This window comes from Croceibacterium aestuarii (assembly GCF_030657335.1).
GTDB lineage: Bacteria > Pseudomonadota > Alphaproteobacteria > Sphingomonadales > Sphingomonadaceae > Croceibacterium_B > Croceibacterium_B aestuarii.
On sequence record NZ_CP131039.1, the window covers coordinates 2,439,398 to 2,464,271 of the forward strand.

The 24,874-nt window shown below is 65.6% G+C and carries 23 protein-coding genes; 7 read left to right on the forward strand and 16 right to left on the reverse strand.

All coding sequences use genetic code 11. The annotated features are described in order from the left end of the window. Positions 1-11: 11 nt before the first annotated feature. Both Q7I88_RS12090 and ndhC read right to left on the reverse strand, forming a co-directional pair. Positions 12-512, reverse strand: a complete 501-nt coding sequence (locus Q7I88_RS12090) for a NuoB/complex I 20 kDa subunit family protein (RefSeq protein WP_305098604.1) — start codon at positions 510-512, stop codon at positions 12-14. Between the two features lie 95 nt (positions 513-607). After that, complete coding sequence (ndhC, locus tag Q7I88_RS12095; RefSeq protein ID WP_305096170.1) at positions 608-982, reverse strand: NADH-quinone oxidoreductase subunit A; 375 nt, start codon at positions 980-982, stop codon at positions 608-610. A gap of 197 nt (positions 983-1,179) precedes the next feature. Between ndhC and Q7I88_RS12100 the strand changes: the two genes are divergently transcribed. The 3 genes from Q7I88_RS12100 (at position 1,180) to Q7I88_RS12110 (ending at position 3,362) form a co-directional block, all read left to right on the forward strand. Next, positions 1,180-2,376: an acetyl-CoA C-acyltransferase gene (locus tag Q7I88_RS12100; RefSeq protein WP_305096171.1), complete on the forward strand. Its 1,197-nt coding sequence runs from the start codon at positions 1,180-1,182 to the stop codon at positions 2,374-2,376. A gap of 81 nt (positions 2,377-2,457) precedes the next feature. After that, complete coding sequence (locus Q7I88_RS12105; protein ID WP_305096172.1) at positions 2,458-2,895, forward strand: hypothetical protein; 438 nt, start codon at positions 2,458-2,460, stop codon at positions 2,893-2,895. Positions 2,896-2,960: 65 nt separating this feature from the next. Continuing rightward, complete coding sequence (locus Q7I88_RS12110) at positions 2,961-3,362, forward strand: hypothetical protein (protein WP_305096173.1); 402 nt, start codon at positions 2,961-2,963, stop codon at positions 3,360-3,362. Positions 3,363-3,388: 26 nt separating this feature from the next. Here the strand turns inward: Q7I88_RS12110 and Q7I88_RS12115 are convergent, their stop codons facing one another. Further along, positions 3,389-3,850, reverse strand: coding sequence for an SH3 domain-containing protein (locus Q7I88_RS12115; protein WP_305096174.1), 462 nt, complete (start codon positions 3,848-3,850; stop codon positions 3,389-3,391). Between the two features lie 149 nt (positions 3,851-3,999). Between Q7I88_RS12115 and Q7I88_RS12120 the strand changes: the two genes are divergently transcribed. From Q7I88_RS12120 to Q7I88_RS12130, 3 genes are read left to right on the forward strand one after another with little or no spacing between them, the layout of a single operon-like run. Then, positions 4,000-5,292, forward strand: a complete 1,293-nt coding sequence (locus Q7I88_RS12120) for an ammonium transporter (RefSeq protein ID WP_305096175.1) — start codon at positions 4,000-4,002, stop codon at positions 5,290-5,292. Further along, positions 5,292-5,693, forward strand: a complete 402-nt coding sequence (locus tag Q7I88_RS12125) for a nuclear transport factor 2 family protein (protein WP_305096176.1) — start codon at positions 5,292-5,294, stop codon at positions 5,691-5,693. Before Q7I88_RS12120 ends, Q7I88_RS12125 begins: the two co-directional genes overlap by 1 nt. 50 nt (positions 5,694-5,743) lie before the next feature. Beyond that, entirely contained in the window at positions 5,744-6,169 is a 426-nt protein-coding gene (locus tag Q7I88_RS12130; RefSeq protein WP_305096177.1) for a nuclear transport factor 2 family protein, read from the forward strand. A 4-nt stretch (positions 6,170-6,173) separates the two neighbouring features. Here the strand turns inward: Q7I88_RS12130 and Q7I88_RS12135 are convergent, their stop codons facing one another. From Q7I88_RS12135 to Q7I88_RS12165, 7 genes are all read right to left on the reverse strand, one after another. Beyond that, the gene (locus Q7I88_RS12135) at positions 6,174-7,334 is read right to left on the reverse strand and encodes a GDSL-type esterase/lipase family protein (RefSeq protein WP_305096178.1); all 1,161 of its coding nucleotides are present in this window, start codon (positions 7,332-7,334) and stop codon (positions 6,174-6,176) included. Between the two features lie 25 nt (positions 7,335-7,359). After that, positions 7,360-8,766 carry an NAD(P)H-dependent flavin oxidoreductase gene (locus Q7I88_RS12140; protein WP_305096179.1) on the reverse strand — a complete coding sequence of 469 codons (1,407 nt, stop codon included), beginning with the start codon at positions 8,764-8,766 and terminating at the stop codon, positions 7,360-7,362. Between the two features lie 20 nt (positions 8,767-8,786). Continuing rightward, positions 8,787-9,536, reverse strand: coding sequence for a class I SAM-dependent methyltransferase (locus Q7I88_RS12145; RefSeq protein ID WP_305096180.1), 750 nt, complete (start codon positions 9,534-9,536; stop codon positions 8,787-8,789). Between the two features lie 139 nt (positions 9,537-9,675). Next, the gene (prfB, locus tag Q7I88_RS12150) at positions 9,676-10,803 is read right to left on the reverse strand and encodes a peptide chain release factor 2 (protein WP_305096181.1); all 1,128 of its coding nucleotides are present in this window, start codon (positions 10,801-10,803) and stop codon (positions 9,676-9,678) included. Positions 10,804-10,955: 152 nt separating this feature from the next. Then, the gene (locus Q7I88_RS12155; protein WP_305096182.1) at positions 10,956-11,486 is read right to left on the reverse strand and encodes a peroxiredoxin; all 531 of its coding nucleotides are present in this window, start codon (positions 11,484-11,486) and stop codon (positions 10,956-10,958) included. A 68-nt stretch (positions 11,487-11,554) separates the two neighbouring features. After that, positions 11,555-14,071 (reverse strand): penicillin-binding protein 1A, encoded by a 2,517-nt coding sequence (locus Q7I88_RS12160; RefSeq protein WP_305096183.1) that lies wholly within the window; start codon positions 14,069-14,071, stop codon positions 11,555-11,557. Between the two features lie 66 nt (positions 14,072-14,137). Continuing rightward, entirely contained in the window at positions 14,138-15,007 is an 870-nt protein-coding gene (locus Q7I88_RS12165; protein ID WP_305096184.1) for an N-acetylmuramoyl-L-alanine amidase family protein, read from the reverse strand. Between the two features lie 449 nt (positions 15,008-15,456). Between Q7I88_RS12165 and Q7I88_RS12170 the strand changes: the two genes are divergently transcribed. Beyond that, positions 15,457-18,165, forward strand: a complete 2,709-nt coding sequence (locus Q7I88_RS12170) for an Rne/Rng family ribonuclease (protein WP_305096185.1) — start codon at positions 15,457-15,459, stop codon at positions 18,163-18,165. Between the two features lie 143 nt (positions 18,166-18,308). On the opposite strand, the gene Q7I88_RS12175 is transcribed toward Q7I88_RS12170, so the two are convergent. The 6 genes from Q7I88_RS12175 to Q7I88_RS12200 form a co-directional block, all read right to left on the reverse strand. Next, on the reverse strand, positions 18,309-19,277 hold the full coding sequence (locus tag Q7I88_RS12175; RefSeq protein ID WP_305096186.1) for a bile acid:sodium symporter family protein: 969 nt from the start codon (positions 19,275-19,277) through the stop codon (positions 18,309-18,311). A gap of 120 nt (positions 19,278-19,397) precedes the next feature. Then, positions 19,398-21,011, reverse strand: a complete 1,614-nt coding sequence (locus Q7I88_RS12180; protein ID WP_305096187.1) for a tannase/feruloyl esterase family alpha/beta hydrolase — start codon at positions 21,009-21,011, stop codon at positions 19,398-19,400. Positions 21,012-21,116: 105 nt separating this feature from the next. Further along, positions 21,117-21,749, reverse strand: coding sequence for a TadE/TadG family type IV pilus assembly protein (locus Q7I88_RS12185; RefSeq protein ID WP_305096188.1), 633 nt, complete (start codon positions 21,747-21,749; stop codon positions 21,117-21,119). After that, positions 21,746-22,381, reverse strand: a complete 636-nt coding sequence (locus Q7I88_RS12190) for a TadE/TadG family type IV pilus assembly protein (RefSeq protein WP_305096189.1) — start codon at positions 22,379-22,381, stop codon at positions 21,746-21,748. Before Q7I88_RS12190 ends, Q7I88_RS12185 begins: the two co-directional genes overlap by 4 nt. Next, positions 22,378-23,982, reverse strand: a complete 1,605-nt coding sequence (locus tag Q7I88_RS12195) for a pilus assembly protein (protein ID WP_305096190.1) — start codon at positions 23,980-23,982, stop codon at positions 22,378-22,380. Before Q7I88_RS12195 ends, Q7I88_RS12190 begins: the two co-directional genes overlap by 4 nt. A 219-nt stretch (positions 23,983-24,201) precedes the next feature. After that, positions 24,202-24,837 (reverse strand): class I SAM-dependent methyltransferase, encoded by a 636-nt coding sequence (locus tag Q7I88_RS12200; protein WP_305096191.1) that lies wholly within the window; start codon positions 24,835-24,837, stop codon positions 24,202-24,204. Positions 24,838-24,874: the final 37 nt, after the last annotated feature.

Here is a 24,874-nt window from a genome sequence, read left to right on the forward strand (position 1 = left end):
GTGCGAACCCCTCACCGTTCGATCGTCCCTTCGCGGCGGATCTTCCGCTGGAGCTGCATCACGCCGTAGAGAAGCGCCTCGGCGGTCGGCGGGCAGCCGGGGACGTAGATGTCGACCGGGACGATCCGGTCGCACCCGCGCACGACGCTGTAGCTGTAATGGTAATAGCCGCCGCCGTTGGCGCAGCTGCCCATGCTGATGACGTACTTGGGGTCCGACATCTGGTCGTAGACCTTACGCAGCGCCGGGGCCATCTTGTTGCACAGCGTGCCGGCCACGATCATCACGTCAGACTGGCGCGGGCTGGCGCGCGGGGCGACGCCGAAGCGCTCCATGTCGTAACGCGGCATGTTGACGTGAATCATCTCGACCGCGCAGCAGGCGAGGCCGAAGGTCATCCACCACAGCGAACCCGTGCGAGCCCACTGGAACAGCTCCTCGGTGCTGGTGACGAGGAAACCCTTGTCGTTCACCTCGGTCTGGAGGGCGTTGTAATAATCCGCACCGGGCATGCGGATGTCCGGATGCAGGACCTGGTTGTTCTCTGGCCCGATCACTGTGCTCGCGGCGGGATTGGCGAGCGCGTGGTCGAGCGGACCCGTATCCCTTACTCCCATTCCAGCGCTCCCTTCTTCCAGGCGTAGGCAAGACCGACCGCCAGCTCGAACAGGAACACCATCATCGTGATCCAGCCGGGCCAGCCGGTCACATCGAGGCTCACCGCCCACGGGAACAGGAACGCCGCTTCCAGATCGAAGACGATGAACAGGATGGCAATAAGATAGAAACGCACGTCGAACTGGCTGCGCGGATCCTCGAAGGCGGGAAAGCCGCATTCGTACTCGCTCAGCTTCTCGGCGTTCGGCTGATACGAGCCGGTCAGGCGCGAAACGCCCATCGGCAGGAAGACAAACAACGCGGAGAGCGCCGCGGCGATGCCGAGGAAAATCAGGATCGGCAGGTATTGTGAAAGGTCGACCAAGCGCCTGACTCGATTGCTAGCAGTTCGCTGCGCGCCCTAGTCCGTGGCCGGTCCCGGCGCAAGGGCGCGAGGCATGGTTTTTGGGGTCGCCCTCACCTCAGAGGGTCCCCCGCCCCCAGGCCCGCAATTGCATTTACTGCACTGCAACATTAGGTAGCCCCACGCCCATCACTTCCCCGCACGAGGTTCCACTCTCCATGGCCCAGTTTTCGCAGTCCGACCCGATCGTCATCCTCAGCTACGCGCGCACCCCGATGGGAGGCATGATGGGCGTCCTGTCCGATGCCTCGGCGACCGATCTGGGCGCGACCGCGGTCAAGGCCGCGGTCGAGCGCGCCGGCGTCGCCGGCGAGGACATCGACCGCATCTACATGGGCTGCGTGCTGCCGGCCGGTCTCGGCCAGGCTCCGGCGCGCCAGGCCGGGATCAAGGCCGGGCTGCCCAAGTCGGTCCAGGCGACCACCGTCAACAAGGTCTGCGGCAGCGGCATGCAGACCGTCATCATGGGCAGCGAAGCGCTCGCCTCCGGCACGGTCGACGTAGTCGTCGCCGGCGGTATGGAGAGCATGACCAACGCCCCCTATTTGCTCAAGAAGCACCGCGTCGGCGCGCGCCTCGGCCATGACACGGCTTATGACCACATGTTCCTCGACGGGCTCGAAGACGCCTACGAAAACGGCCGGGCCATGGGCACGTTCGCGCAGGAAACCGCCAACGAATACCAGCTTACCCGCGAGGACATGGACGCCTATTCGATCGAATCGCTGCGCCGCGCGGTCGCCGCGATCGACGAGGGCAAGTTCGACGGCGAGGTGGTTCCGGTGACGATGTCCACCCGCAAGGGCGAGGTCGTCGTCGACAAGGACGAACAGCCCCACAAGGGCCGCCCGGAGAAGATCCCGATGCTGAAGCCCGCGTTCGCCAAGGATGGCACGATTACAGCGGCGACGTCGAGCTCGATCTCCGACGGTGCCGCGGCCCTGGTCATAAGCCGCGAGAGCGTGGCTAAGGACAAGGGCCTGACCCCGGTTGCGAAAATCGTGGGCATGAGCGCCCACGCCCAGGAACCCGCGGCCTTCACCACCGCCCCGGTCGGCGCGATCCAGAAGCTCCTCAAGCAACTCGACTGGAGCGTCGAGGACGTCGAGCTGTGGGAAGTGAACGAAGCCTTCGCGTGCGTGACGATGTTCGCCATGCACGACATCGGCATCCCGCACGACAAGATCAACGTCAACGGCGGCGGCACCGCGCTCGGCCACCCGATCGGGGCGAGCGGCACGCGCATCATCGTCACCCTTCTCAACGCGCTCCAAAAGCAGGGCAAGAAGCGCGGCATCGCTTCGCTGTGCATCGGCGGCGGCGAAGGCACCGCAGTGGCCGTGGAAATGTGCTGAGCGGAACTGGATACCGCGCGTGGCGTTCTTGCTGTAACGAAAACCGGACCGCCCGAGCGGCCCGCACTGGGAGAACTTGCCATGAAGAAAGCCATCCTGCTCATCGCGCCGCTCGCGCTCGCCGCCTGCAACCAGGCCGATGACGACGCCGCCCCGGCGGCGGACGCCAGCACGGCGTCCACCGCGCCCCTCGAAGGCGACAGCGTTGTCGATCCGAGCAAGGCCGGTTTCGAGGCTGTCGCTCCCGGAGACTACGAGGTTACCCGTTCCGACGGCACCGTCGACCATCTGACGGTCCATCCCGGAATGACCTGGTCGCGGGTCAACGCCGACGGCTCGGCCGCCGGCGGCACGATCTTCATGCAGGACGGCAAGACCTGCTTCGTCACCGAAGGAGTCGAAGGTCATCGCTGCTTTACCGACGGCCCGGTCCAGCCGGACGGAAGCATGAAGGTCACCGCGGACGACGGCACTGTCGGCGTCGTGCGTCCGGCGGAGACACCCGCCACGACCGGCTAGATACCTCTCGGTTTGCGGGCCTATGCTGTATGGGGCGCTGGCCTTTGTTTAGGGGGCGCACAACCATGAACCGATCGATCGTACTGGCGGGGCTCGCGGCGCTTGCCGCCTGCAGCCGGTCGCAACCTGCGCCGGAGCCGACCGAAAGCCCTGCCGCCATCGCGCCGCTCATGAGATCTGCCAACGGTTCGCCGCCCGGCGTCTACGAGGTGACTGCACCCGATGGGGCCGTCACGACGACCACGCTACGCGGCGATGGGACCTACGCCGACACCGATGCCGAAGGAAATGTGGTGGCCGAGGGGACTTGGACGGTCGGCGGCGGCAAGACCTGCTATACTCCTACAACCGAAGGTCTGGCAGCCAAGTGCTATACCGAAGGGCCGGCCGGCGCCGACGGAACCTTTTCCGAGACATCCGGCAGCGGCGAAGTGTTGACCGTCAGACCGACCGCGGCAAGGCAATAGGGAGCCAAGCGCGGCCTCCCCTCTCCTCAGGGTTCGCCGTCGCCCCAGAGTCGTTCGGCCGCGACCCAGCCCTTGCGACCGGCGGCATCGAATTCGCACCAGTCCTGCTGGCAATCGCCCAGCTTGCCGACCACGCCCGGTTCGGCCTTCCAGCGCAGCGCAGCGTCTGCCGCCGGTGCAGCCCTGATCGCCGCGAGGCCTTTGCCGATGATCACGGCGGCGCGCTCGGGGCTCAGCAACGGGGCATAGAACCAGCCCTGTGCGCCGTCCTGGTCGACGACCAGGCGCCAACCTTCCATCACGCGCACCACCTTCACCGGCAGGCCCTTGCGCTTGTAGACCCAGTCGATGGGGAAGTTCTCGCTCGGCCCGACGCGCATATTCGCGACCTCGGCTCGAAGCGAGGCCCAGTAGGGCGTTTCGCGGTCCTGAGCGCCCGCCGGGACCGCGAAGACCAGGAGGAACACGAACGGGAGAATCAAACGCATCCGGCTACCTAGACAGGCGCCCGGAGTCGCAGCAAGACGCCTGAAGTGCTCGCAATATCGTTGCGTCGGCCCCTTGCCCGGCCTTGCGAATATGTCCTATCGGCTTTGACGAGAGATCGTTCGCGGCAGCGCGGACCGGGGGGAGACGGATGATTCGCAAGTTGGCTCTCACGGCGATGCTCGCCGGCCTTCCCGCTGCCGCTGCGGCGCGGGGCCCCATGGCACTCAACGACAGCGGCGATACGGCATGGCTGCTGGTCTCATCTGTGCTGGTCCTGCTGATGGCGCTGCCCGGTCTCGGGATGTTCTACGGCGGCTTGGTCCGTGCAAAGAACTTCCTGTCGGTGCTGCTGCAAGTCGCCGCCGTGGCTGGGGTGTCCTCTCTGCTGTGGATAGTGCTCGGCTACACGATCGCGTTCGGCCCCGTGGCGGGCGGCTGGATTGGCGCGGGCAGCAAGTGGATGCTCAACAACCTCGGCAATGTGCGCGGAGGGACGGCGCTGCCGGAAAGCACCTTCATGCTGTTCCAGATGACCTTTGCGCTGATCACGCCGGCGCTGATGGTCGGCGCCTGGGTCGACCGCGCGCGATTCGGCTGGGTCGTCGCCTTCTGCGCGCTGTGGAGCCTCGTCGTCTACGCGCCTGTAGCGCACTGGGTTTGGGGTGGCGGCTGGCTGATGCAGCTCGGCACCCTCGATTTCGCGGGCGGAATCGTCGTTCACACCACCGCAGGCGTTTCGGCGCTGGTCGTCGCGTTGCTGCTCGGCAAGCGCAAGGGCTTCCCCGGCAGCGCGCTGCTGCCCCACGCCCCGGGGCTGACCATGCTCGGTGCGATGCTGCTATGGATCGGCTGGTTCGGCTTCAACGGCGGCTCTGCGCTCGCCGCGACCGACGATGCTTCGGCCGCGATCATCAACACCCATGCCGCGGCCTCGACGGCGGCGCTGGTGTGGATCCTGATCGAGCGCCTGACCTTCGGCAAGCCCACCACCGTGGGCTTCGCCACCGGTGCCATCGCCGGCCTGGCCGCCGTGACCCCCGCAGCCGGAATGATCTCTCCCGGCGCGGCAATCGTCTTTGGCGCGGCTTCCGCCCTGACCTGTTACGGCGCCATCCAGCTGGTGAAGATGAAGCTTCTTATCGACGATTCGCTCGACGTCTTTGCCGTTCACGGCGTCGGCGGCATGCTCGGTTCGATCCTGGTGGCGGTATTTCTCGCGCCGGCCGTGGGTGGCACCGGCTATGCCGAAGGGATGAGCGGCGGCAGCCAGCTCGGTGCCCAGATTATCGGTGTGGCCGCAGTCGCAATATATTCGGCCGTCGCCACCGCGCTCATCGCGCTCGGCACGTCGCTGTTCCTGCCGATGCGGGTGAGCGAAGATGACGAGCGGCAAGGGCTCGACGTGGCCAACCACGGCGAACGGGCATGGGAGTTCGATTGATGGACCGGGCAGCCTACGAAGACTACGTCGCCGCTTTCAACGGACGCGATTACGAGCGGCTCGGCTCGTACTACGCCGACGATGTCGAGTTCATCCTCAACCCGCAAGCGGGTCTCGTCTTCCACGGGCGGCAGGCGATCCTCGACCTGTATATTCCCTTTCACCAGGCCGTCGAGGAACGGGTCGATATCGTCAAATTCGCCGCCGGCACCGACTTCATCGCCGCCGAGGTCAATGCCACTTTCAAGCCGAGACCGGGCAAGGACCAATCGGTTATCGATCTGCCGCATGGCAAGGTGCTCAAAGTCACGACCTTCGCGATCTACGACCTCGACGAGCACGACCGCTTCAGCCGCATCCGCGCCTGCAGCTACTCGCGGCGCTACGAGGATGCCGAATAGCTTCGCATCCGGCTTGAATCGTCACACGGTTCGGCTAGGCCGCTGCGGTGATGGACAGCTTTGCCGCCAGTATCGAGACCTTCGAGCACCAGTGGATGCGCGCCTGGATCCAGCGCGATCGCAAGGCGATGAAGGCGCTCGCCTCGCGCGATTTCATCTTCCTGCTCGGCGGCAAGCGGGCCGCGATCCTCGACCGCCCGAGCTGGCTCGACGCAGTCGACCGGTTCCGCTGCGAATCCTATCGGCTCGGGGAGGTCTACGTCCGTCGCCACGGCGCGACGGCGGTATTCGCCTGCCAGATGACGATCGAGGCCAAGTTCGGCCGACGTGACTGGTCGGGCGAGGTCTGGGTGACCGATCTGTGGCAACGCTCGCGCGTCAGGCGCAAATGGAAGCTGGTCGAGCGCGTGGTCTCCCGTCCGGACACCGACGAGGACGCGCCGGCGGACATTCGCGAACTGCAGCTCTGGCGGTAGTCGTTCAACGACCGCGCCAAAGCTCGGGTCGCGCTAGAAGCCATTCGGTCATCCAGTTAGCCATTTGACGGTGATCGGCGTGGCTCCAGTGATAATCGCACGCACTGTTTTCGGCAGGAAAATCGGGCAAAACGGGAAAGTCGACGCGCCGCACGCCCGCGCCGGCTGCGGCATCGCGGATCGCTGTTTTGACGTCGGTACTGAATAGCCGGGCGGTCTCATCCGGATATTTGTCGAAGTCGATCCAAGGCAGGACCAGGGCAGCTTCGGGCGCACGCTCGTGAAGCGATGCCACCAGCTCCCGATAGGCGCCCGTGTAGGCAGTGACGAGCGCAGCTTGGTCCGGCCACGCCTCACCCGGCTTCAGGTCTATAAGGAAATCGGCGAACAGCATCACCACCACGACTTGGGGCTGCCACGCCGGGTCTTGCCATAACGACTTTTCGTCGGGCAGCGTGCGCTCATAGAGCACTGCCATCGTCCGCTCCGGTTCGACCCCGTCGTAGTTGCGCACGAGTCCCCGACCGGACATCGCATCGACCTCATAATCGGCATCCAGCGCATGGGCGACCAGCACAGGCCAAGCCGCGCCGCTGTCGGTCCGCAGCCGGACCTCTTCCGCGCTGCACGTGCGGGTCGCGGAGCGAATGCCGTAACCTGTCATGCCCGAATCGCCGATGAATTCGATCTGACGGGCGCGCGGCGGCGGCGCAGGCAGCACCTTTCCGCCCCGAGGTACGAAAAATCCGTCAAAAGACCTCACCAGAGTGGCGCTTTCCGTGACTTTGTCGAGCCGCACGCTGTGCTTGCCCGGTCCCAACCCTGTGATTTCCAGCATCGTCCGGCCGGGTTGCGGCAGGGCCACGGGCACGCCGCCATCCACAGAAAGTCGATATTCGTTCTTGTCGTCGTCGAAGCCGAGCAGCAGCTGATCCCCGACGAATTCGCCCTCCCAATAAATCGCCGGCCATTGGTGACGATAGCCGTGCGCGCCCCTGGGAGCGGGCGGCGGTAGCGGAACGACCGCGACGCGCCCCCCCACATGTACGGCAAGCGGGATGCTCTGCGCAGCGACCGCGGGATCGACCGAGGCGATGGTCGGAGGTTCAGAAGCCGCGAGCGCGGTCGCCAGCAGCGACGATATACAGATCATCAACCGCCACATGACCCCAGTCGCTGCCTCCGTTTTCTCAGTCCCCCGTGAGGATGCGGTCGACCAGTTGCTTCACCGTCGGGGTGAAGTTGTTCGAATAGAACGGGTCCTGCTTGAAACGGAACGCCGAGTGTCCGGCGAACATGAGATTTTCCTCGACCGGAGCGCCATGGGCGATGTCCTGCAGGGTCTTCTGGATGCAGAAGCTGCGCGGATCGGCCAGGCGGCCGGTGGTGTAGTCGTCGTGATCCTTCCACGACGAGAAGCCGCAGTGCGAGAGGCAGCCCATGCATGCCGCCTGGTCCTCGCGGATCGTCGCGCGTTCCTCGGGGCTGACGAAGACGACGGTGTCGTCAGGCGTTTTCAGCGCTTCGGTATGGCCTTCGGCCACCCACGCGCGGGCCCGCGCCAGATCGGTTGGCGCAACCCAGAAGTTCTTTCCCTTCACCCCGACGTCGAGCTGCACGGTGTGCACTCCGGCCTCGACCTTCGAATAAGGAATTTGCCGGTGGCTGCGCGCCTCGAGGTTGCGGAGGAACGGGTTGCGCACCGCCGAGCTGTAGAACCCTGTCGGGCTGAATCGGTGCAGCAGGATGTCGCCTTCCTCGAGGTGGCGGAGCGCTTCCTTCCAGCCGTCCGGGATCGGGCTTTCTTCGGTCAGCAGCGGGCGCGTACCGTACTGGAAGGCGATTTGCCCGAGCTCGGGGTTGTCGATCCAGTTGTCCCATTCCCGCAGGTACCACACGCCGCCGGCCATGATGATCGGAACGCTCTCCGGGATACCTTCGCTGCGCATCGTCTCGCGCAGGGCCTTGACGCGCGGGTAGGGATCCTCGGGCTTTTCGGGGTCTTCGGCGTTCGATAGGCCGTTGTGGCCGCCGGCCAGCCAAGGGTCTTCGTAGACAACCGCCGCCATCAGATCGGCGACCTTGTGATAGCTGCGCTTCCACAAAGCGCGGAAAGCGCGGGCCGAGCTGATGATCGGCAGGTAGTTGACGTTGAAACGCGCGGCGATCTCGGCCAGCTTGTAGGGCATGCCTGCCCCGCAGGTCACGCCGGTGACGAGGCCCCGGGTCTTTTCCAGAACGCCTTCGAGGACTTGCTGCGCGCCGCCCATTTCCCACAGCACGTTGATGTTGATCGCGCCCTTGCCGCTTGCGACCTCGTAGGCCCGGCGAACCTGTTCGGTCGCGCCGTCGATGGCGTAGCGGACGAGTTGCTCGTGCCGCTCCTTGCGGGTCAGCGCGTCGTAAACCTGCGGGACGATCTTGCCCTCGGCATCGTAGCTGTCGGCGTTGACCGCGCTGACGGTGCCGATGCCGCCCGCGGCCGCCCACGCGCCCGAGCTCATATGGTTGGTCGCCGAAACGCCCTTCCCGCCCTCGATCAACGGCCAGACCTCGCGGCCGCCGTAGGAGATCGGTTGCAGACCCTTGAATGCCATTGTGGTCCCTTGTCTCCGCCCTAGCTCTCGATCCCGTCGGCAGATGCGCCGCCGGGCTGACTGCAGGGCTCGATATCTCGCGGATCGGGCCTTTCGCCGACCGCTTCGAACCGGGCGAAATAGCCCGCGATTTCCGGCTTACGAACAAATTCGGCGAGGCGGAAGCCCACCCGCTCGAATTCGCAGAAGAGCAACTTCGGCGGAATGCCGTGGCGGTCGGTCGGCCGGTCGACGTCGACCACGATCACTTGTCCCCCGTCGCGAAGTGCCGGGCGAAGCCGCCACAGGAACGCATAGGGTTCGCTGACCTCGTGATACATGTGTACCATGAAAATGCGATCGAAGCTTCCCCGCGGCAGTCGCGGGTCGTCTTCGGTACCCCGTTTGATCGAAACGTTGTCGAGCCGCTCGGCTTCGACCCGGTTGCCCAGCCGCGCCAGCGCATCGCCATCGATGTCCTCGGCCAGGACCCGCCCGGACTTGCCGACCCGTTCGGCCAGGCGGACCGTATAGTATCCCTCGCCTGCGCCGATATCGGCCACGGTCATGCCGCGGCGGATCTGGGCCAGGTCCATCACCGTCTGCGCCTCGCGCCGGTCGTCGCGCGATTGTTCGTTCGAGAAGGCGTTGCCGCTGACGGCCGAAACCGGGCGATAGGCCCGCGGGAAGTCGCGTGCCGTCGGGGGGCGCGTGGTGTCGTCCGCCTGCTGGCAGGCTGGCAGCGCGAGAAAGGCAGCGGCAAGGCCGAAAAGGATAGTGCGGCGAAACATCAGCGCGCCCCTTAGCTAGCCCGGTGCGCCAAGGCAAAGCTTGCGTGACACATCTCCGGCGCCGTCGCGCGCTCCGCCAGCCGCGCCCGTGCGGACTGCGGCGATCGGCGATCGACCCTGAGCCGGGCGCGAACGGGGACTACTCGACGTCCTCGACTTCGACCGTCTCGCCGGTCACCCGCTGCGCCAACGCGGCGGCGATGAAATCGTCGAGCTTTCCATCGAGCACGTCGTCGGGCGTCGGCGAGGTCACACCGGTCCTGAGGTCCTTGACCATCTGGTAGGGTTGCAGGACGTAACTGCGGATCTGGTGGCCCCAGCCAATATCGGTCTTTTCCTGATACTCGCCCGCGGCCACCGCCTCGCGCTCGGCCATCTCGCGTTCGTAGAGCCGCGCCTTGAGCATGTTCATCGCCGTGGCGCGGTTCTTGTGCTGGCTGCGGTCGTGCTGGCTGGCGACGACGATGCCGGTCGGGATGTGGGTGATGCGCACGGCCGAATCGGTGGTGTTGATGTGCTGCCCGCCCGCGCCGCTGGCGCGGTAGGTGTCGATCCTGAGATCCGCCGGATTGACCTCGATATCGATGTCGTCGTCGATCACGGGATAGACCCACACCGAACTGAAGCTGGTGTGGCGCCGAGCGCTCGAATCGTACGGACTGATGCGCACCAGCCGGTGGACCCCGCTCTCGGTCTTCGCGTAGCCGTAGGCGTTCTCACCCTTGATCAGCAGCGTGGCGCTCTTGATCCCGGCCTGTTCGCCTGCCTGGTATTCGACCGTCTCGACCTTGAAGCCGCGGCGCTCGGCCCAGCGGGCATACATCCGCAGCAGCATCTCGGCCCAGTCCTGGCTCTCGGTGCCCCCCGCGCCGGCGTGGATTTCGAGGTACGTGTCGTTGCCGTCGACTTCACCGCCGAGCAAAGCCTGGACCTTGTCGGCATCGGCGCGGATCGCAAGGCCGGCGAGCGAGGCCAAGCCGTCGGCGACCACCGCGTCGTCGCCCTCGGCCTCGCCCAATTCGACGAACTCGATCGCGTCGGCCATTTCTGCGGAAATCTCCTTGACCGTTCCGATAGCGCTCTCGAGCCGGCGACGCTCGCGCATGACTTCCTCGGCCTGCTTGGGATCGTCCCACAGGGTCGGGTCCTCGACCCGGGCATTGAGCTCGTCGAGGCGGCGCACCGCGCGTTCCCAGTCGAGCGACTTGCGCACCAGCGCCAGCGCTGCCTCGATCCGGTCGATATGGGCCTGCCCTTCGGCACGCATGAAAAAATCCTTTGGTCAAAAAAGAGCGGCCCGCCTAGCCGAAGGCGGGCAACGGGGAAAGTGGGAGAGCAAAATCCTTCCGGCGGGCCGGAGCACCCGAAGCCGAGGACAAGCTCAGTCGCGGACTGCCGTCCCCTGCCCGCGGAGGATTCTCAGCCCTTCTTGAGCGCGCGAACCGCAGCCAGACTCTTGGTGATGTGATCGTTCGGCTTGAGGTCTGAAAAGGTCAGGACGACCTTGCCGCTGGGCGCGATCACGAAAGTGGTGCGGTTGGTCCAGCCGTTGGCGTTGTTGGGCAGCGCCACGTCGTAGGCCTTGACCATCGCCGGCGTCGTCGCCGCGACCGGGAACTTGCCGGCGCAATGCTTGCCCGAGAACTCGGCCAACTGGTCGGTGTTGCCCGCGGTCATGCCGACCACCGTCGCCCCCGCCTTTTCGAAATCCGGGATCGCCTCGGCGAAGGCCGCGGCCTCGATGTTGCAGCCGGGGGTGAACGCGGCGGGAAAGAAGTAGAGCACGACCGGCCCCTTCTTGAGCGCCTTGTCGAGGTCGAACGTGATCGGCTTGCCCGCCATGGCACCCTTCGCGACGATTTCGGGTGCCTTGGCGCCTTCCTTCAGCGCGGCGTGGGCGGGCGAGGCGACGAGCGCGATCGCGGCGAGTGCGGGGACAAGCTTCTTCATGGTGCGCATTTTGCCTGTTCGGATTGACGATGTCCAATGCAAACGGCGTCGCGGCACTCCGTCCCGCCCTAGTAGATCCCGCCCTGCTCGGCAGCGAAGTTCTCCTGCTGCTCGCCATTGGACGACGAGCTGCGCGAGGGGCCTTTCTCGACCCGTCGCAATTCGGCGAGGATCATGTTGCGCATTGCATCGATTTCGTCCTGGCGCTTCTTCCGCCGCGGCTCGGTATCGGGCTTGAAGGCCTCCCAGATGACCGGCGTCAGCGGATCGCTGGTCGGCTCGGCATCGAAGACGCGGGTGCCGGTGCGTCGGTCGATACGGACCATTCGTATGCCCTTGGGCGCGAGGAACGGGCGGCCGCTCCAGCGGTCGCGCGTCGCCTCCACGAACTGCTTCATGATCGGCCCCGCGGTGTTGCCGCCCTGGACCCAGCCGCCGAGATTGCGCGGCTGGTCGAAACCGACGTACATTCCGGCGATCATGTCGGGGCCGCCGCCCACGAACCAGGCGTTGGTCGGGCCGCTCGTGGTCCCTGTCTTGCCCGCCAGAGGCATTCCCAGCGAGCGCAGCCGCACCGCGGTGCCGCGCTGGACGACCCCTTCCATCATGTGCAGCACCTGGAAGGCCGTGCGCGGATCGAGCACCTGCTTGCCGTTGTCGCCGAGGCGCGGCATCGGCTTGCCGTCCCATTCGGGCATGTTGCAGCCGGTGCAGGCCCGGTTGTCGGAGCGGTAGATGACCTTGCCCCGGCGGTCCTGCACATAATCTATCAGCGTGCCCTTGTGCTGCTGCCCGTGGTCGAACAGCGCCGAATAGGCATTGACCATGCGCATCACCGTGGTGTCGCCGGCTCCGAGCGCGAAGGCGGGGTAGTTTTCGTAGTCGCCGATGCCGACGCGGCGGAACGTGTTGGTCACGTTCTCCATGCCGGCGTCCATCGCGATGTGCACCGTCATGAGGTTTCGGCTCTGTTCGAGCCCCCAGCGCATCGTGTGCTCGCCGCCCCCGCCGCCGCCGAAGTTGCGGAAGCATTTCTCGCCCAGGTTGGCGCCCTGATAGTAGCAATAGGTCTGATCGGGGACCATTGTCGCCGGGGTCATTCCCTGGTCGAGACCGGTGGCGTAGACGAACGGCTTGATGGTCGATCCGGGCTGGCGCAGCGCCTGCGTGGCGCGATTGAAATCGCTCAGCCGGCTGTCGAACCCGCCCTGCATGGCGACCACTCGGCCGGTGTGCGGGTCCATCGCCACGAACCCGCCGGAGACTTCCGGGACGGTCCTGACCGCCCATGAGCTGCCGTTCGGTGCAGCGGCGATCACGTCGCCCACCTTGAGCGCGTCGGGCAGCCCGGTGAGCGGCGCCTCCTCTCCGCTGGCGAAGCCGATCCGCGCCGCGTTGCCGCTGCGCTCGGTCACGACGCCGATGCGCCAGTTCTTGTAGTTGATGCCGAGATAGCTGCTGGCCAGCTGCTTCTTCAGGTCGCCCTTCTCCGGGTCGATCTTCGCCACCGGCCCGTGCCAGCCCTTGCCCGCCGAATAGCGCAGCAATCCGTCGCGCAGCGCGTCGCGAGCGGCATTCTGCATCTCGGGGTCGAGCGAAGTGCGTATCCACAGGCCGCCGGCATAAACGCTGTGCGGGCCGTCGTCGGCCTGCTCGCCGTACTTGTCGATGAGCTCGCGGCGCACTTCCTCGAGGAAATAACCGGCATCGACCGAACGCGGGTCCGAACGCTGGGTAGCGAGACCCAGCGGAGCCGCCTTTGCCGCTTCGGCCTGGGCCTGCGTGATGTGACCGTTGTCGACCATCTCGTCGAGAACGTAGTTGCGGCGCTCTATGGCGAGGTCGCGGTATTTGCTGCGGCCGTAACGTTCCGGCGCCTTGGGCAGGATCGCCAGGAAGGCCATTTCGGGCAGAGTCAGCTGGTCCACATCCTTGTCGAAATAGGCCCGGCTCGCCGCCTGCACGCCGAAGCTGCGCCGCCCGAGCGGGATTTCGTTCAGGTAGAGGGTGATGATTTCCTGCTTGGACAGCACACCCTCGATGCGCCGCGCGAGAATCATTTCCTTGAGCTTGCGGGTAATCGAATATTCGTCGCCGACGAGGATGTTCTTGGCGACCTGCTGGGTGATGGTCGACCCGCCGACCGCTCGTTCGCCCGAACCGATCTTGCTGACATAGTCGATGACCGCGCCGACGAAGCCGCCGAAGTCGATGCCGCCGTGAGTCCAGAAGGTCTTGTCCTCAGCCGAGGTGTAGGCATTTATCAGCTGGGCCGGGAAGTCCTGGAATTCGAGCTGCACGCGGCGTTCGCGGGCATAGGAATGGACGATCTCGCCGTCGTCGCCGCGCACCACGCTTGGCAGCGGCGGTTCGTAATCGACAAGCTTGCCGGCGTCGGGAAGGCCGCTGGCAAGCACCGTCCAGCCGACGATCCAGACGACGAGGAAGGCGCCCAGTGCGCCCGAGACCCACTTGAACCACCACTTGCCGCGCCACTGCTGCCTGAACCACGTGACGAGCCCGCCGGCATCGCGGCGGATGCGATAGCGGAGGTACTCGCCGGTAGACTGGTCGGTGTCGGCCATAGCGCGCCGCCCCTAGCACGCGGATTCAGAGTGAGGGAAGTTGGTTTGAGACAAACCGAACCAGCCTCACACCCCGGCCTGGCGCGCGAAGTAAATCTTGATCGCGCGCGCCATGACCTTGGCAAAGCGTTCGCGTCCCTCGGGCGAAGACAGCCGTTCGGCATCGTTCGGGTTGGTCACGAAGCCGCTCTCGTAAAGCACCGAAGGCACGTCGGGCGCGCGCAGCACGGCGAGCGCCGCCGAGCGCAGCGGTTGCGGGTGGAATTGCAGCACGCCCTTGCCTTCGCGCACGATCAGGCCGGCGAAGGTGGCCGAGCTTCCCGAAGTGCGCCGCTGCGCCAGGTCGACGAGGATCGAATTGACCGCATCGCTGCGCCCGGCCAGAGTCACGCCGTTGACCGTATCGGCGCTGTTCTCGCGGGCGGCAAACCGCGCCGCTGCCTCGCTCGATGCCTTGTCCGAAAGGGTGTAGACGCTGGCGCCGGTGACCTGGTCCTTTTCGCCTGCGGAATCGGCGTGAATTGAAAGGAACAGGTCGGCGCCGAGCCGCCGCGCTATCTCGGCCCGTTCCTCCAGAACGAGGAACCTGTCGTCGGACCGCGTCAGCGCGACGCGGATGCCGCCCTCCCTGACGAGTTCGTCGCGCAGCGCCCGAGCCAGACCCAGCGCCAGGGTCTTCTCCTTGAACCCTTCGCCAACCGCGCCCGGATCGTGGCCGCCGTGGCCGGCGTCGATCACCACCAGCGGGCGGCTGGCGTCCTGCGGCCCCTCGATCGGCGGAAGGCCGACATGCGCACCGGGCTCGGGAAGAATGATGCGGATAACGTAGCTGCGGCCCAGCACCGGCACCGACACCGTCAGCCCCAGCAGGTACAGCCCCCCGACGAGCGCCACCGGCAGCAGGAATATCATGAGGATTTGCAGGCGATGCCACATTCGGGCGCATGGTTATCGGTCGCCGGCCCCTCGTCACAAGGTATTTTTGCCACTTCGCGCAACAACCTTGCCCGATTGTGAAGCCGTTGCTATCTGCTTCCACGACCGGGAGAAACATCTTCCGGCCCTTCCCGGAAGCCCCGTTTGCGGCTTAATCCGGACTTGCATACAGGTTGATGCCATAGTGACAAGAATGTGCCCTCCTACCCCGTTGCAGCCCTTGGCTGGCAGCGCGGTGGCCGGTGCATGCGCGCAGATCGCAACCCTGCGCCTCGTCGCCATGACAGACACGTCAAGCCGCGCCGGCGCGATCCATCGCACCGGCGCCCTTTCATCGTCCGGCCGCGCCCACGGGTGCGCCGGAATATTCACAGAGATGCGTGGCCACGCGCTTGCCCGGGTTTTCACCCGGCGCAAGGCAAAGTCGCGGCGCGCATGGAGACAATTCAATGGCAACGCGCATGCTCATCGATGCGCGCCACCCGGAAGAAACCCGGGTGGCGGTGCTCAAAGGCAACCGGATTGAGGAATTCGATTTCGAATCTGCCGATCACAAGCAGATCAAGGGAAATATCTATCTAGCCAAGGTCACCCGGGTCGAACCGTCGCTTCAGGCGGCGTTCGTCGATTTCGGCGGCAACCGGCACGGCTTCCTCGCCTTCAACGAAATCCACCCCGACTATTACCAGATCCCGAAGCAGGATCGCGAGGCCCTGATCGCCGAAGAGCAGGCCCATGCCGAGGAAGAGGCGGCGCTCCGCGCCTCCGAAGACTTCGACGACGACGACGAACCGCTCGATCGCGACGACGAGGACGATGACGACGACGGCGACGGTGTCGAGGAAATCGACACCAGCGAAAAGGACGACGTCGCCACCATCGAGGACGGCCAGGTCGAGAATGGCGAGGACGAAGATGATGATTCTTCGTCCGAGGACGAAGGCGAAAGCACCGAAAGCGACGAGGACGACGCCGGTCAGGCGCGCGGCCGCGGTCGTGGTCGCGGTCGCCGCCAGGGCCGCAGCCGTGCCAAGGAAATGGACGAGCTGCGCTCCAAGCGCCTGGCGCTGCGCCGCCGCTACAAGATTCAGGACGTCATCCAGCGCCGCCAGGTGCTCCTCGTCCAGGTCGTCAAGGAAGAACGCGGCAATAAGGGCGCCGCGCTGACCACCTATCTGAGCCTTGCCGGCCGCTATTGCGTGCTGATGCCGAATTCGAGCCACGGCGGCGGCATTTCACGCAAGATTTCCAGCGCAGCCGACCGCAAACGGCTCAAGTCGATCGTGGGTGAGCTCAAGCTGCCCAAGGCGATGGGCCTGATTGTTCGCACCGCCGGCCTCCAGCGCACCAAGACCGAGATCAAGCGCGACTTCGACTACCTCGCGCGGCTGTGGGACGAAATCCGCGAAAACACGCTGAAATCGACCGCGCCCGCGCTGATCCATTCCGACAGCGACCTGATCAAGCGGGCGATCCGCGACATCTACAACCGCGAGATCGAGGAAGTGGTGGTCGAGGGCGAGGACGGCTATCGCTCGGCCAAGGAATTCATGAAGCTGCTGATGCCCAGCCACGCGCGCCGGGTGAAAGCCTATTCCGATCCCGTCCCGCTGTTTCAGCGCTACGGCGCTGAAGATCAGCTGTCGGCGATGTACGAGCCTGTCGTCCAGCTCAAGAGCGGCGGCTACCTGGTCATCAACCCGACCGAGGCGCTCGTCTCGATCGACATCAACTCGGGCCGCTCGACCAAGGAACACGGGATCGAGCAGACCGCCCTGCACACGAACCTCGAAGCGGCGCGCGAAATCGCACGCCAGCTGCGCCTGCGCGACATGGCCGGGCTCGTGGTGATCGACTTCATCGACATGGAATACGGATCCAACGTCCGCAAGGTCGAGAAGGCGATGAAGGACGCGCTCAAGAATGACCGCGCGCGCATCCAGGTCGGCCGCATCTCGGGCTTTGGTCTGATGGAGATGAGCCGCCAACGCCTGCGCACCGGCGTTCTCGAGGCGACGACGCGCTCGTGCCCGCATTGCGACGGCACCGGCCTGGTCCGTACCGCCTCGTCGGCAGGTCTCAGTGCCTTGCGGTTGATCGAGGACGAAGCGGCCAAAGGCAAGGGCAGCGTGATCACGCTCTACGCCTCGACCGAGGCGGCGATCTACCTGCTCAACGCCAAGCGCGCCGATCTCGCAGAAATCGAGGAACGCTACGGCGTTTCGGTCGAAGTGGTGCCCGAAGGCGAAGAAGAGGGCGCCAAGATGCGCGTTGGCAGCTCCGGCCCGCGTCCGACATCGACGCCCAAGTTCGAGGCCATTGTGGACGAAGACGACGGCGGCGACGATGCCGAATTCGACGAAGCCGACGACGACGACGATAATGACGACGGCGAACGCGACAGCGATAGTGATCGGTCGCAGAAGCGCCGGCGCCGCCGCCGCGGCGGACGCGGCCGCAACCGTCAGCAGGACGACGAGCCCCGCTCGGACGACGAGGACGGCGACGAGGCTTCGGGCGAGCGCCCGTCGGGCGACGACGGCGAAAGCGGCGAGGACCGGCCGAAGAAGCGCCGCCGTCGCCGCGGCGGACGCGGGCGCAATCGCCGCCGCGAAGAAGGCGCCGACGATGAGAATGGTGAAGGTGCCGAGGGCGGCGAAGGCGAACAGGCCGAAGTTCGCGAGCCGGCTCAGGACCCTGTAGCCGAAGCACCTGCCCCGGAGGAGAAGCCCAAGCAGCGCCGTTCGCGCCGCAAGAAGCCGGCTGAAGGCGAACCCGCAACCGCGCTCGAAGAAGCGACCGAACAAGCGCCAGTGGCCGAGGACGCTCCGTCGAAACTCGCCGCGGAGGGCGTGGAAGCTCCGGTGACCGAGGAAAAGCCCAAGCGCCGCTCGCGCAAGAAGAAGATCGAAGACGTGCCGGTCGAGGCCAGCGAGGCTCCGGCCACGGCGGAACCCGATGGCGAAGTGGAGGCGAAGCCCAAGCCGAAACGCACGCGCAAGAAAAAGGTCGAAAACGAAGCCGAGGCAGCGTCGGGGGACGAAAGCCCCGTCCCCGCTCCGGCTGCAGCGAGCGGCACCGCCGACATCGAGGAGCAAACAGCCGAGGATGCCGGCTCACCGCGTCGCGGCTGGTGGCAGCGCACGTTCGGGGAATAGCTTCGCCCGGCAAGGATCCCAGAAGAGGCCCCCGTCGCGCGTGCGCCGGGGGCCTTTTTCGTGCCGGCGGATCGATGCCCGCCAGGACCGCGGCCTGCCTCGCTCGCTGGGAATGTCCGTAAGCGAAACGTCGCCCTGACTGCCTAGGGTTCGGCCCGGCTGTTCCACCAGCCGGCGAGCAGGCTGCCGATGATCACGTGCCACACAGCCGAGAGCGCCGCGGGAACCGGGGCGAGCGCGGCCTGCACCGCGTCGGGAAACTGCGCGGCGAAGGCCGGCGCCTTGGCGAGCCCCGAGCCAAGTCCCGAGTTCTGCATTCCGACCTCGATCGACACCGTGCGCTGTTCGATCGGACCCAGCCCGAACACCCGCGCCGCCACGTGGCCCAGCGCAAAGCCGAAGGCGTGGAGCAGGAAAGTCGCCAGCAGCAGTTGCCGAGCGTTCTCGCGGATCAGGTCCTTGGCCCCGCCGACGATGCCGCCGACGATCAGCACGACGAGCACCGCGGCGACGAGCGGCAACCAGTCGCCCACGCGCCTCGCGAACCCGGGCAGGAATTCGCTGATCAATGTGCCCACCACGACCGGGACCAGCACGATGGCCAACATGTCGCGGAACAGCGCCCAGCGGTCGATATCGACATAGGTCCCGGCGAGGGCGCCGGTGAGCAAGGGGGTCGCCACCACCGCCACCAGCGTCGAGGTCATGGTCATGGCCACCGACAGCGCGAGATTGCCCCGCGCCAGATAGGCGACGATGTTCGAGGCGGTTCCGCCGGGGCAGCAGGCGACCAGGATCAGGCCCACCGCGAGGCCCTGCTCGAGCCCCAGCGCGCGGGCCACGGCGAAACCGGTCAGCGGCATGATCGTGAACTGGGCCACGACGCCGATCGCCAGCGCCTTGGGCATGTGCGCCAGCGCGCGGTAGTCGGCAAAGGTCAGCGTCAGCCCCATCGCCAGCATGATCACGCCGAGCGCGACCGAGAGCAGCGACTGCCCGGCCAGCGTTATCGAGCCGTCGGTCATCCACGTGAAGAGCGCAGGCTGGAACCATGCGAGCGCAGCGCCGGCCAGCGTCATCAGCGCAAAGTTTGCCGTTATGGCGCGAATCACCGGCGCCCCTCCTTCATGCGCGAGCCCTGTCGCCGGGCGCTAGCCCAGCCCGGCCCGCGCGCCAACCAGATCAGGACGGCTGGAGCGGTCCGACCGGGCCGGAATTGACTGGCGCGACGTTCACCCCTCGCTCGGCAACTTGCACTGGAAGCTTTCGGGCTTCGTGGCGTCGCCTCCGGTGTACTGGGCATGAGCCGGGAACTGGCACAGCGGACGGCTTGCGCTGCCGTCGCTCCGGCTGGCTATCGGGCGATCGGGCGCCTTGCCCTGCTCTACCCAGGTCACGAGGTCGCTCAACAGGTCGAAATTGTCGAAGCTCTCGCCGCCGCGGCAGTGAAGCATCCCCGGCACCATGTAGAACCGGCTCGCCTCGGCAAACCGGGGGCCGTTGGTGGCCAGCGCGCGGGTCCACCAGTCCCACGTCGCCCAAGGGCTGAAGAAGAAGTCCGACGTGCCGTGGTAGAAGATCGTCTTGCCGCCGCGATCGAGGAAGGTGTTGAGGTTGGTCCAGTAATTGGTGTCGACCAGCCGCTGCATCGCATCGTGGTGCGCCGCCCAGGCGGCGGCGTCGACGTCGTAGCTCAGGTCGCGAATGGCCGGACCGAACGGTCCCGGCGCGCCGGTCGGCAGCAACCCGCCCATCGGATCGACGATCCCCGTGTCGTAGGGATAGCGCGGATAGACCAGGTGGCCGAGCGAATCGAGCGTCGGCTGGAAGCCCTGGTCGAGCGCGCCGGCCACCTTGGCGCTGAGGCAGCCCTCGTTCTGTCCCGGCTTGCAGACAAGCTTCTTGGGGTCGAAGCGGCACTGGGCGACGTTCTCGATCACTCCGTCCTCGAGCCCGTCAAGCGTGTCGCACTGGTCGAGGATGCCCTGTTTGATCACTGCCCGTACGGCCGGGGGAAATATCTCCGAGACGATCGGCTTGCCCTCCGCGTCGCGCGGCGCGGCCTGGTTGAAGGCGACCTTCATCCGGTCGAGCGCGGTGTTCGAATCCCCCGTCATCATCGCCGGGGCGCCGACGATCACCCCGTCGAACAGCTCGGGATAGCGCTCGATCGCCAGCATCCCCTCGCGCCCGCCGGTCGAGCAGCCGGTCATGTAGCTGTGAGCCACGGGGCTGCCGTAATAGGTTTCGGTGATCGCCCGCGCCGCCTTGGTCACCGTCGGCAAGCTGCTCTCAGCGAAGTCGAGCGCGGCGCGCTGGTCGGCGCTGAAGCTGCTGTCCCACACGGTGCCGGCGTGGCCGCTGTCGTGCGCCACGACCGCGAAGCCGCGCGCCAACGCCGGGGTCATTCCCGCCGCGACCGGGCCCCAAGGCTGGCCGACGGTCCCGTTGAGCCCGCCGCCGCCCATCATGAGGAAACGCCCGCTCCAGTCCTGCGGCAAAGCCAGCGCGAACTGGATGCCGTAGGTCTTGCCGCCGGCGCCGGTGCGCTTGTCGATAATCCCCTTGACCAGGCAGTGCGCCGGCAGGTGGGTGGTGTTGGTGAAAGGCCCCTGCCCGACCGTGCCCGCCGCGGCGGCGGCAACTTGCGTGGCCGAGGTGATTTCGAGCCTATCGCCAAAACTGCGTCCCACGAGGCGGGCGCAGTCCTTCTCGCCGAGAGCGGGACCGGCCAACCGCTTGCCGCTCTCACGGGGCAGCGAGGCCGGCGACGATTGTGCCGCGCCGCTGGTCGCGGTCGCTCCGGCAAGCATGGCGGCAAGGATCAAGCTGGCGGACTTGTGCATGGTATCTCCCTCTCGCCGCAGGGATACCGCATCATGCACGGCAGGCAAGGCCTCCGCGGTCCGCCGGCACTTCGCGGCGCCCAGCGGGTTTCCGAGCCGCGCCGCTCAACAGGTGTTTTTGGCCAACGCCTGGGCGTTGCTGATGTTGTTGTTCTGCCGGCCGCGCACGTTGAAGGCGCTTTCCTGATGGATCCGGGTGGTGATCGGCAGGATCGTCGCGGAGATCAGCGGCTGGTAGTCGTAGTTGACCTCGACGAACATGACCGCCGTGCCCGAGATGGAGGTGATCCGGTTGGCCGCGGCCCCCATGCCCAGCTTGAGCGAACTGTCGTTGCGCCCGTCGTTCTCCTTGCCGTAGGCCGAGCTGACGGCAAGATCGCCCCAGCAGCGCTGCCAATTGATCACCTGCCCGTGCTTGTTGCCCTTCTTCTCGTTGTCCTGCAGCGAGGAGAGCACGATCCGCCCCCGGCTCTTGAAGTTCATCGACTCGCCGATCGAATTGGCCCCGGCGAAGACCTCGTAGATATTGGCCTCGTCGATCCCGGTGGTCACCCGCCCGGCGTTGTCCGCCACGGTCATCGCGATCTGGTTCACTTTCATGTAGGCCATGGCGTAGTTGACCAGCTCGAGCCCGCCGAGGATCGCGAAGATCATCACCGGGGCGACGAAGGCAAATTCGACGAACGCAAGACCGCGCTCGTCGCCCCGGATGCGGGTAAGCAGTTCGCGCATCGTCATGCCGGGGTTCCGCACACGACGGGCGGCGTCTTCTGGGTGCCGTAAGGCTGATTGCGGATCGCGGTCGACACGCTCATGTCGTAGTTCGAAGGGAAGCCGAGCAGACCGGCAACCGGGAACAGCCGCGGCATCGTGATCCGCGCGGTGTAGAACACCACGTCGTTCGCGCCGCCGATGCCCGACTTTCCGGCGTTCTCGTCGAACTCGCCGTCCTCGTCGAGGTCCGAAAAGCAATCGCCCTGCGTCTCGTCGTACTGGCCGTTGCCGTTGACGTCGGTCATCAGCTTCTCGGGACTGCCGATCCCGGTGAAGTCGAAATAGCTGCGCATGGTGATGTCGATCGTGGCGTTCGGTGTGATCGGATCGAGCGTTTCCTTGATCGTGTTGCGGACCCGCGCCTCGGTCGTCGCGCCGCTGGCAGTGAACGCCGGATCCTGCACCGCCGCCCGCCGCGCGGCGTCGTTCAAGGCGCCCTGCATCGTCGCGCGGATATAGCTCTGGTGGCCGAGGTCGAGCCCGCCCATGATCAGCATCGACAGCGGCAGCGCGACGAGCGCGAACTCGATGATCGCCGCGCCAGACCGCTCGGCGGCCAGGCGCTTGGCAAAGGCGCCGAGAGATCGGTTTCTCATCGCGTCAACCGCAGGTTGCCGATGCCCTGGCCGATTTTCTCGAACACCTTTTCGAGGTCGTTACCGTCGCTGGTGTAGAATTGATCGGCGCTCGTCGCGCAATCGTCAATATCGTCCGTGTCGGTTACATCGAGCGCGATCACCCAGACCGTAATGCCCATCTGCTTGGCAACGTCGCAGGTGGAGTGGAAGCGATCGATATGCCGCTTGTTGCGCGTGCCCGACGTGCCCAGGCGCCTGGAATAGTCGTCTACACCATAAGCCGAGTAGAGCGTACCGCCGGTATCGAGCTTGCCGTCGGTCATGAAGACGATGTGCATGTTGACAGGCACGCCGTCGATTTCAGTGACATTATCACCCTGATTCCGGTTGTTGCCGGCAAAATACCCGGTTTGCGAAACGAAACGGGTTCCCCACAGCATCCCGATGTCATGGTAAGTGCCTCCGGTCACCCTTGCAGTCGCGGTGTTGATCGCAGACTGGAAACTGGCCTCGCTGTCGTATTCCTGCAGTCTTACCGCTTCGGACGGGCAGCCGTCCTGGGATTCGCCTTCCTGAACGAAGGGATCGTACCGACCGTACTGCAGCGGCTCTTGGTTGCCCGCGTTGCCCGCGACGGTGTCGATGTCGGCCCGGGTGACATAGTCCCAGATCTGGAACGTGCCCGTCGAACCGACGCTCGGACGCTCTTCTATGCAACCATCGCCGCTGGTCCGGAATCCCTCGGTATTACCGGCCGCAAAGCCGTGCGCGTTGTTCCAGTAAGAATCGCTGATATGTACGGTCTTCGAACCGGTGTGTGCAAAACTGATGTTGTAAGTGTACTTGGTGTTGCCGTTCGACAGGCCCGCAGTCGGCTTCGCGTCGGAAGTCTTCCACTGGCAATTCCAGTATGAGTAGCCGTTCGAATCGCAGTATCGGTAGGTGTAGGTTCCGTCGACATAGGTCTGGTTGTCGAGGATGTCCTTGTTCTTGAGCGAGCGTGCGACATTGACTGTGTGCGAATAGGGCACGATGCCGTAGCGGGTCACCGAACCGTCGTCGTTGTCGAGGGCGCGATAAAGGCCCATCGCACCCGTGCGCAAACGGCTGATTTTCGAAGCGCCGCCTCCGCTCGGTGCGTCGTTCATCGAACCCGTCACGTCGAGGACGAGGACGATGTCATTGTGACCCATGTCGCGCGTGGCGTTGCAATCGACCTTCAGAGGAATGGTGGTGAAACCGAAGATCCGCATGATCGAGGTCGGCACACTGGCGCTGGCCGTCCCGATCAACTGCGAGGAATTGTTTTTGTCCTGCACGAGTTCGAAGACGGGGGTCGCCACGCCGGCGGTCCCGTTGGGAAAATTGAATTGGAAGAACTTGTGGCCCTCGTCGTCGACACTCTGGTTGAAGTTGGAGCCCTGCATGAACTGGCGCGCCGCCAGCGCGCCCGCGTCGCAGGCGTTCTGCAATCGGCTGCGCGTCATGTAGGCGACACCGAGATCGAGCGCAGAGCCGATCAACGCGGTCAGCGGGATCAGTGCCGCGGCCGCGATTACGAGGGTATTACCCTTGGTGTCGCGGCGCAGGCGCCGCAGGAATTCACCCGATCCGAACATGGAGGTTCCCCAACAGCTCCTTGGGTGACGCTGGTCCAAAAAACTGAAGATCGGGTTAAAATGCTTTGTTACCCGCCAAGTGGCCAAGCAAAGGATTCCCGGTCCTGAGGAATACTTTTCGCCGATCTTCGGGTCTTCGAAATCCAGTTCTTAAGATGGGCGGGGCAAGGTTCGGCTCCTCACCCGGAGCCCGAGAAATGACCCAGGTCAGCGCCGCGCTCAGGCCCCGCGCCGGACGCCGACGCCCCACTCCATCCAGCCGGCCCACTTCGGCATGTTGTCCATGTAGGTGCTGTCTGTGTTCGACAACTCGAAGCCGCCCTGCGCCACCGCGCCGGAAACCTCGCGGGTCAAATGACAGTTGCCCATCGCCCGCTTCCACAGCGGCTCGATCCGGCGTTGCCATTTGCGCGGGCCGGCGTCGGGCGATCGCCCGTGCTCGAGAAACAGCAGCTTGCCGCCCGGTTTCAGCACGCGCCTCAGCTCGCTCAGCACCTGATGCTGGTCGTCGACCGAGCACAGGGTGTAGGTGCACACCGCCGTATCGAAACTGGCGTCGGGGAACGGAATCGCCTCGCCTTTGCCCTCGCGGATATCGGCCTCCCACCCTCGGCCGCGCGCAGCCTTGCGCGCCTGTTCGAGCAGGGCGCCGTTGGGATCGAGCCCGGCGAAGGCCGTGACCTTCTGACGATCGTAAAACGGGTGGTTCAGTCCGCCGCCGCAGCCGATCTCGAATACCCGCCCCGTGGCCAGCGGCACCACGCGCTCGCGCAGTGCGGCGATCTTGGGATCGGCGCAGGCGCAGCCGATCATCTTCGGCAGGATCGTCTCTTCGTACCAGTATCGAAAGCCCATTTGTTTCCTTCCCCGATCGAAAAGCACTGTCCTACAT

Bases quoted from the DNA above. Each gene is read 5' to 3' on its own strand.
- Q7I88_RS12090 (WP_305098604.1), bottom strand. From the start codon at position 512: ATGCCCGGTGCGGATTATTACAACGCCCTCCAGACCGAGGTGAACGAC.
- Q7I88_RS12100 (WP_305096171.1), top strand. From the start codon at position 1,180: ATGGCCCAGTTTTCGCAGTCCGACCCGATCGTCATCCTCAGCTACGCG.
- Q7I88_RS12105 (WP_305096172.1), top strand. From the start codon at position 2,458: ATGAAGAAAGCCATCCTGCTCATCGCGCCGCTCGCGCTCGCCGCCTGC.
- Q7I88_RS12110 (WP_305096173.1), top strand. From the start codon at position 2,961: ATGAACCGATCGATCGTACTGGCGGGGCTCGCGGCGCTTGCCGCCTGC.
- Q7I88_RS12115 (WP_305096174.1), bottom strand. From the start codon at position 3,850: ATGCGTTTGATTCTCCCGTTCGTGTTCCTCCTGGTCTTCGCGGTCCCG.
- Q7I88_RS12120 (WP_305096175.1), top strand. From the start codon at position 4,000: ATGATTCGCAAGTTGGCTCTCACGGCGATGCTCGCCGGCCTTCCCGCT.
- Q7I88_RS12125 (WP_305096176.1), top strand. From the start codon at position 5,292: ATGGACCGGGCAGCCTACGAAGACTACGTCGCCGCTTTCAACGGACGC.
- Q7I88_RS12130 (WP_305096177.1), top strand. From the start codon at position 5,744: ATGGACAGCTTTGCCGCCAGTATCGAGACCTTCGAGCACCAGTGGATG.
- Q7I88_RS12135 (WP_305096178.1), bottom strand. From the start codon at position 7,334: ATGTGGCGGTTGATGATCTGTATATCGTCGCTGCTGGCGACCGCGCTC.
- Q7I88_RS12140 (WP_305096179.1), bottom strand. From the start codon at position 8,766: ATGGCATTCAAGGGTCTGCAACCGATCTCCTACGGCGGCCGCGAGGTC.
- Q7I88_RS12145 (WP_305096180.1), bottom strand. From the start codon at position 9,536: ATGTTTCGCCGCACTATCCTTTTCGGCCTTGCCGCTGCCTTTCTCGCG.
- prfB (WP_305096181.1), bottom strand. From the start codon at position 10,803: ATGCGTGCCGAAGGGCAGGCCCATATCGACCGGATCGAGGCAGCGCTG.
- Q7I88_RS12155 (WP_305096182.1), bottom strand. From the start codon at position 11,486: ATGAAGAAGCTTGTCCCCGCACTCGCCGCGATCGCGCTCGTCGCCTCG.
- Q7I88_RS12160 (WP_305096183.1), bottom strand. From the start codon at position 14,071: ATGGCCGACACCGACCAGTCTACCGGCGAGTACCTCCGCTATCGCATC.
- Q7I88_RS12165 (WP_305096184.1), bottom strand. From the start codon at position 15,007: ATGTGGCATCGCCTGCAAATCCTCATGATATTCCTGCTGCCGGTGGCG.
- Q7I88_RS12170 (WP_305096185.1), top strand. From the start codon at position 15,457: ATGGCAACGCGCATGCTCATCGATGCGCGCCACCCGGAAGAAACCCGG.
- Q7I88_RS12180 (WP_305096187.1), bottom strand. From the start codon at position 21,011: ATGCACAAGTCCGCCAGCTTGATCCTTGCCGCCATGCTTGCCGGAGCG.
- Q7I88_RS12185 (WP_305096188.1), bottom strand. From the start codon at position 21,749: ATGACGATGCGCGAACTGCTTACCCGCATCCGGGGCGACGAGCGCGGT.
- Q7I88_RS12190 (WP_305096189.1), bottom strand. From the start codon at position 22,381: ATGAGAAACCGATCTCTCGGCGCCTTTGCCAAGCGCCTGGCCGCCGAG.
- Q7I88_RS12195 (WP_305096190.1), bottom strand. From the start codon at position 23,982: ATGTTCGGATCGGGTGAATTCCTGCGGCGCCTGCGCCGCGACACCAAG.
- Q7I88_RS12200 (WP_305096191.1), bottom strand. From the start codon at position 24,837: ATGGGCTTTCGATACTGGTACGAAGAGACGATCCTGCCGAAGATGATC.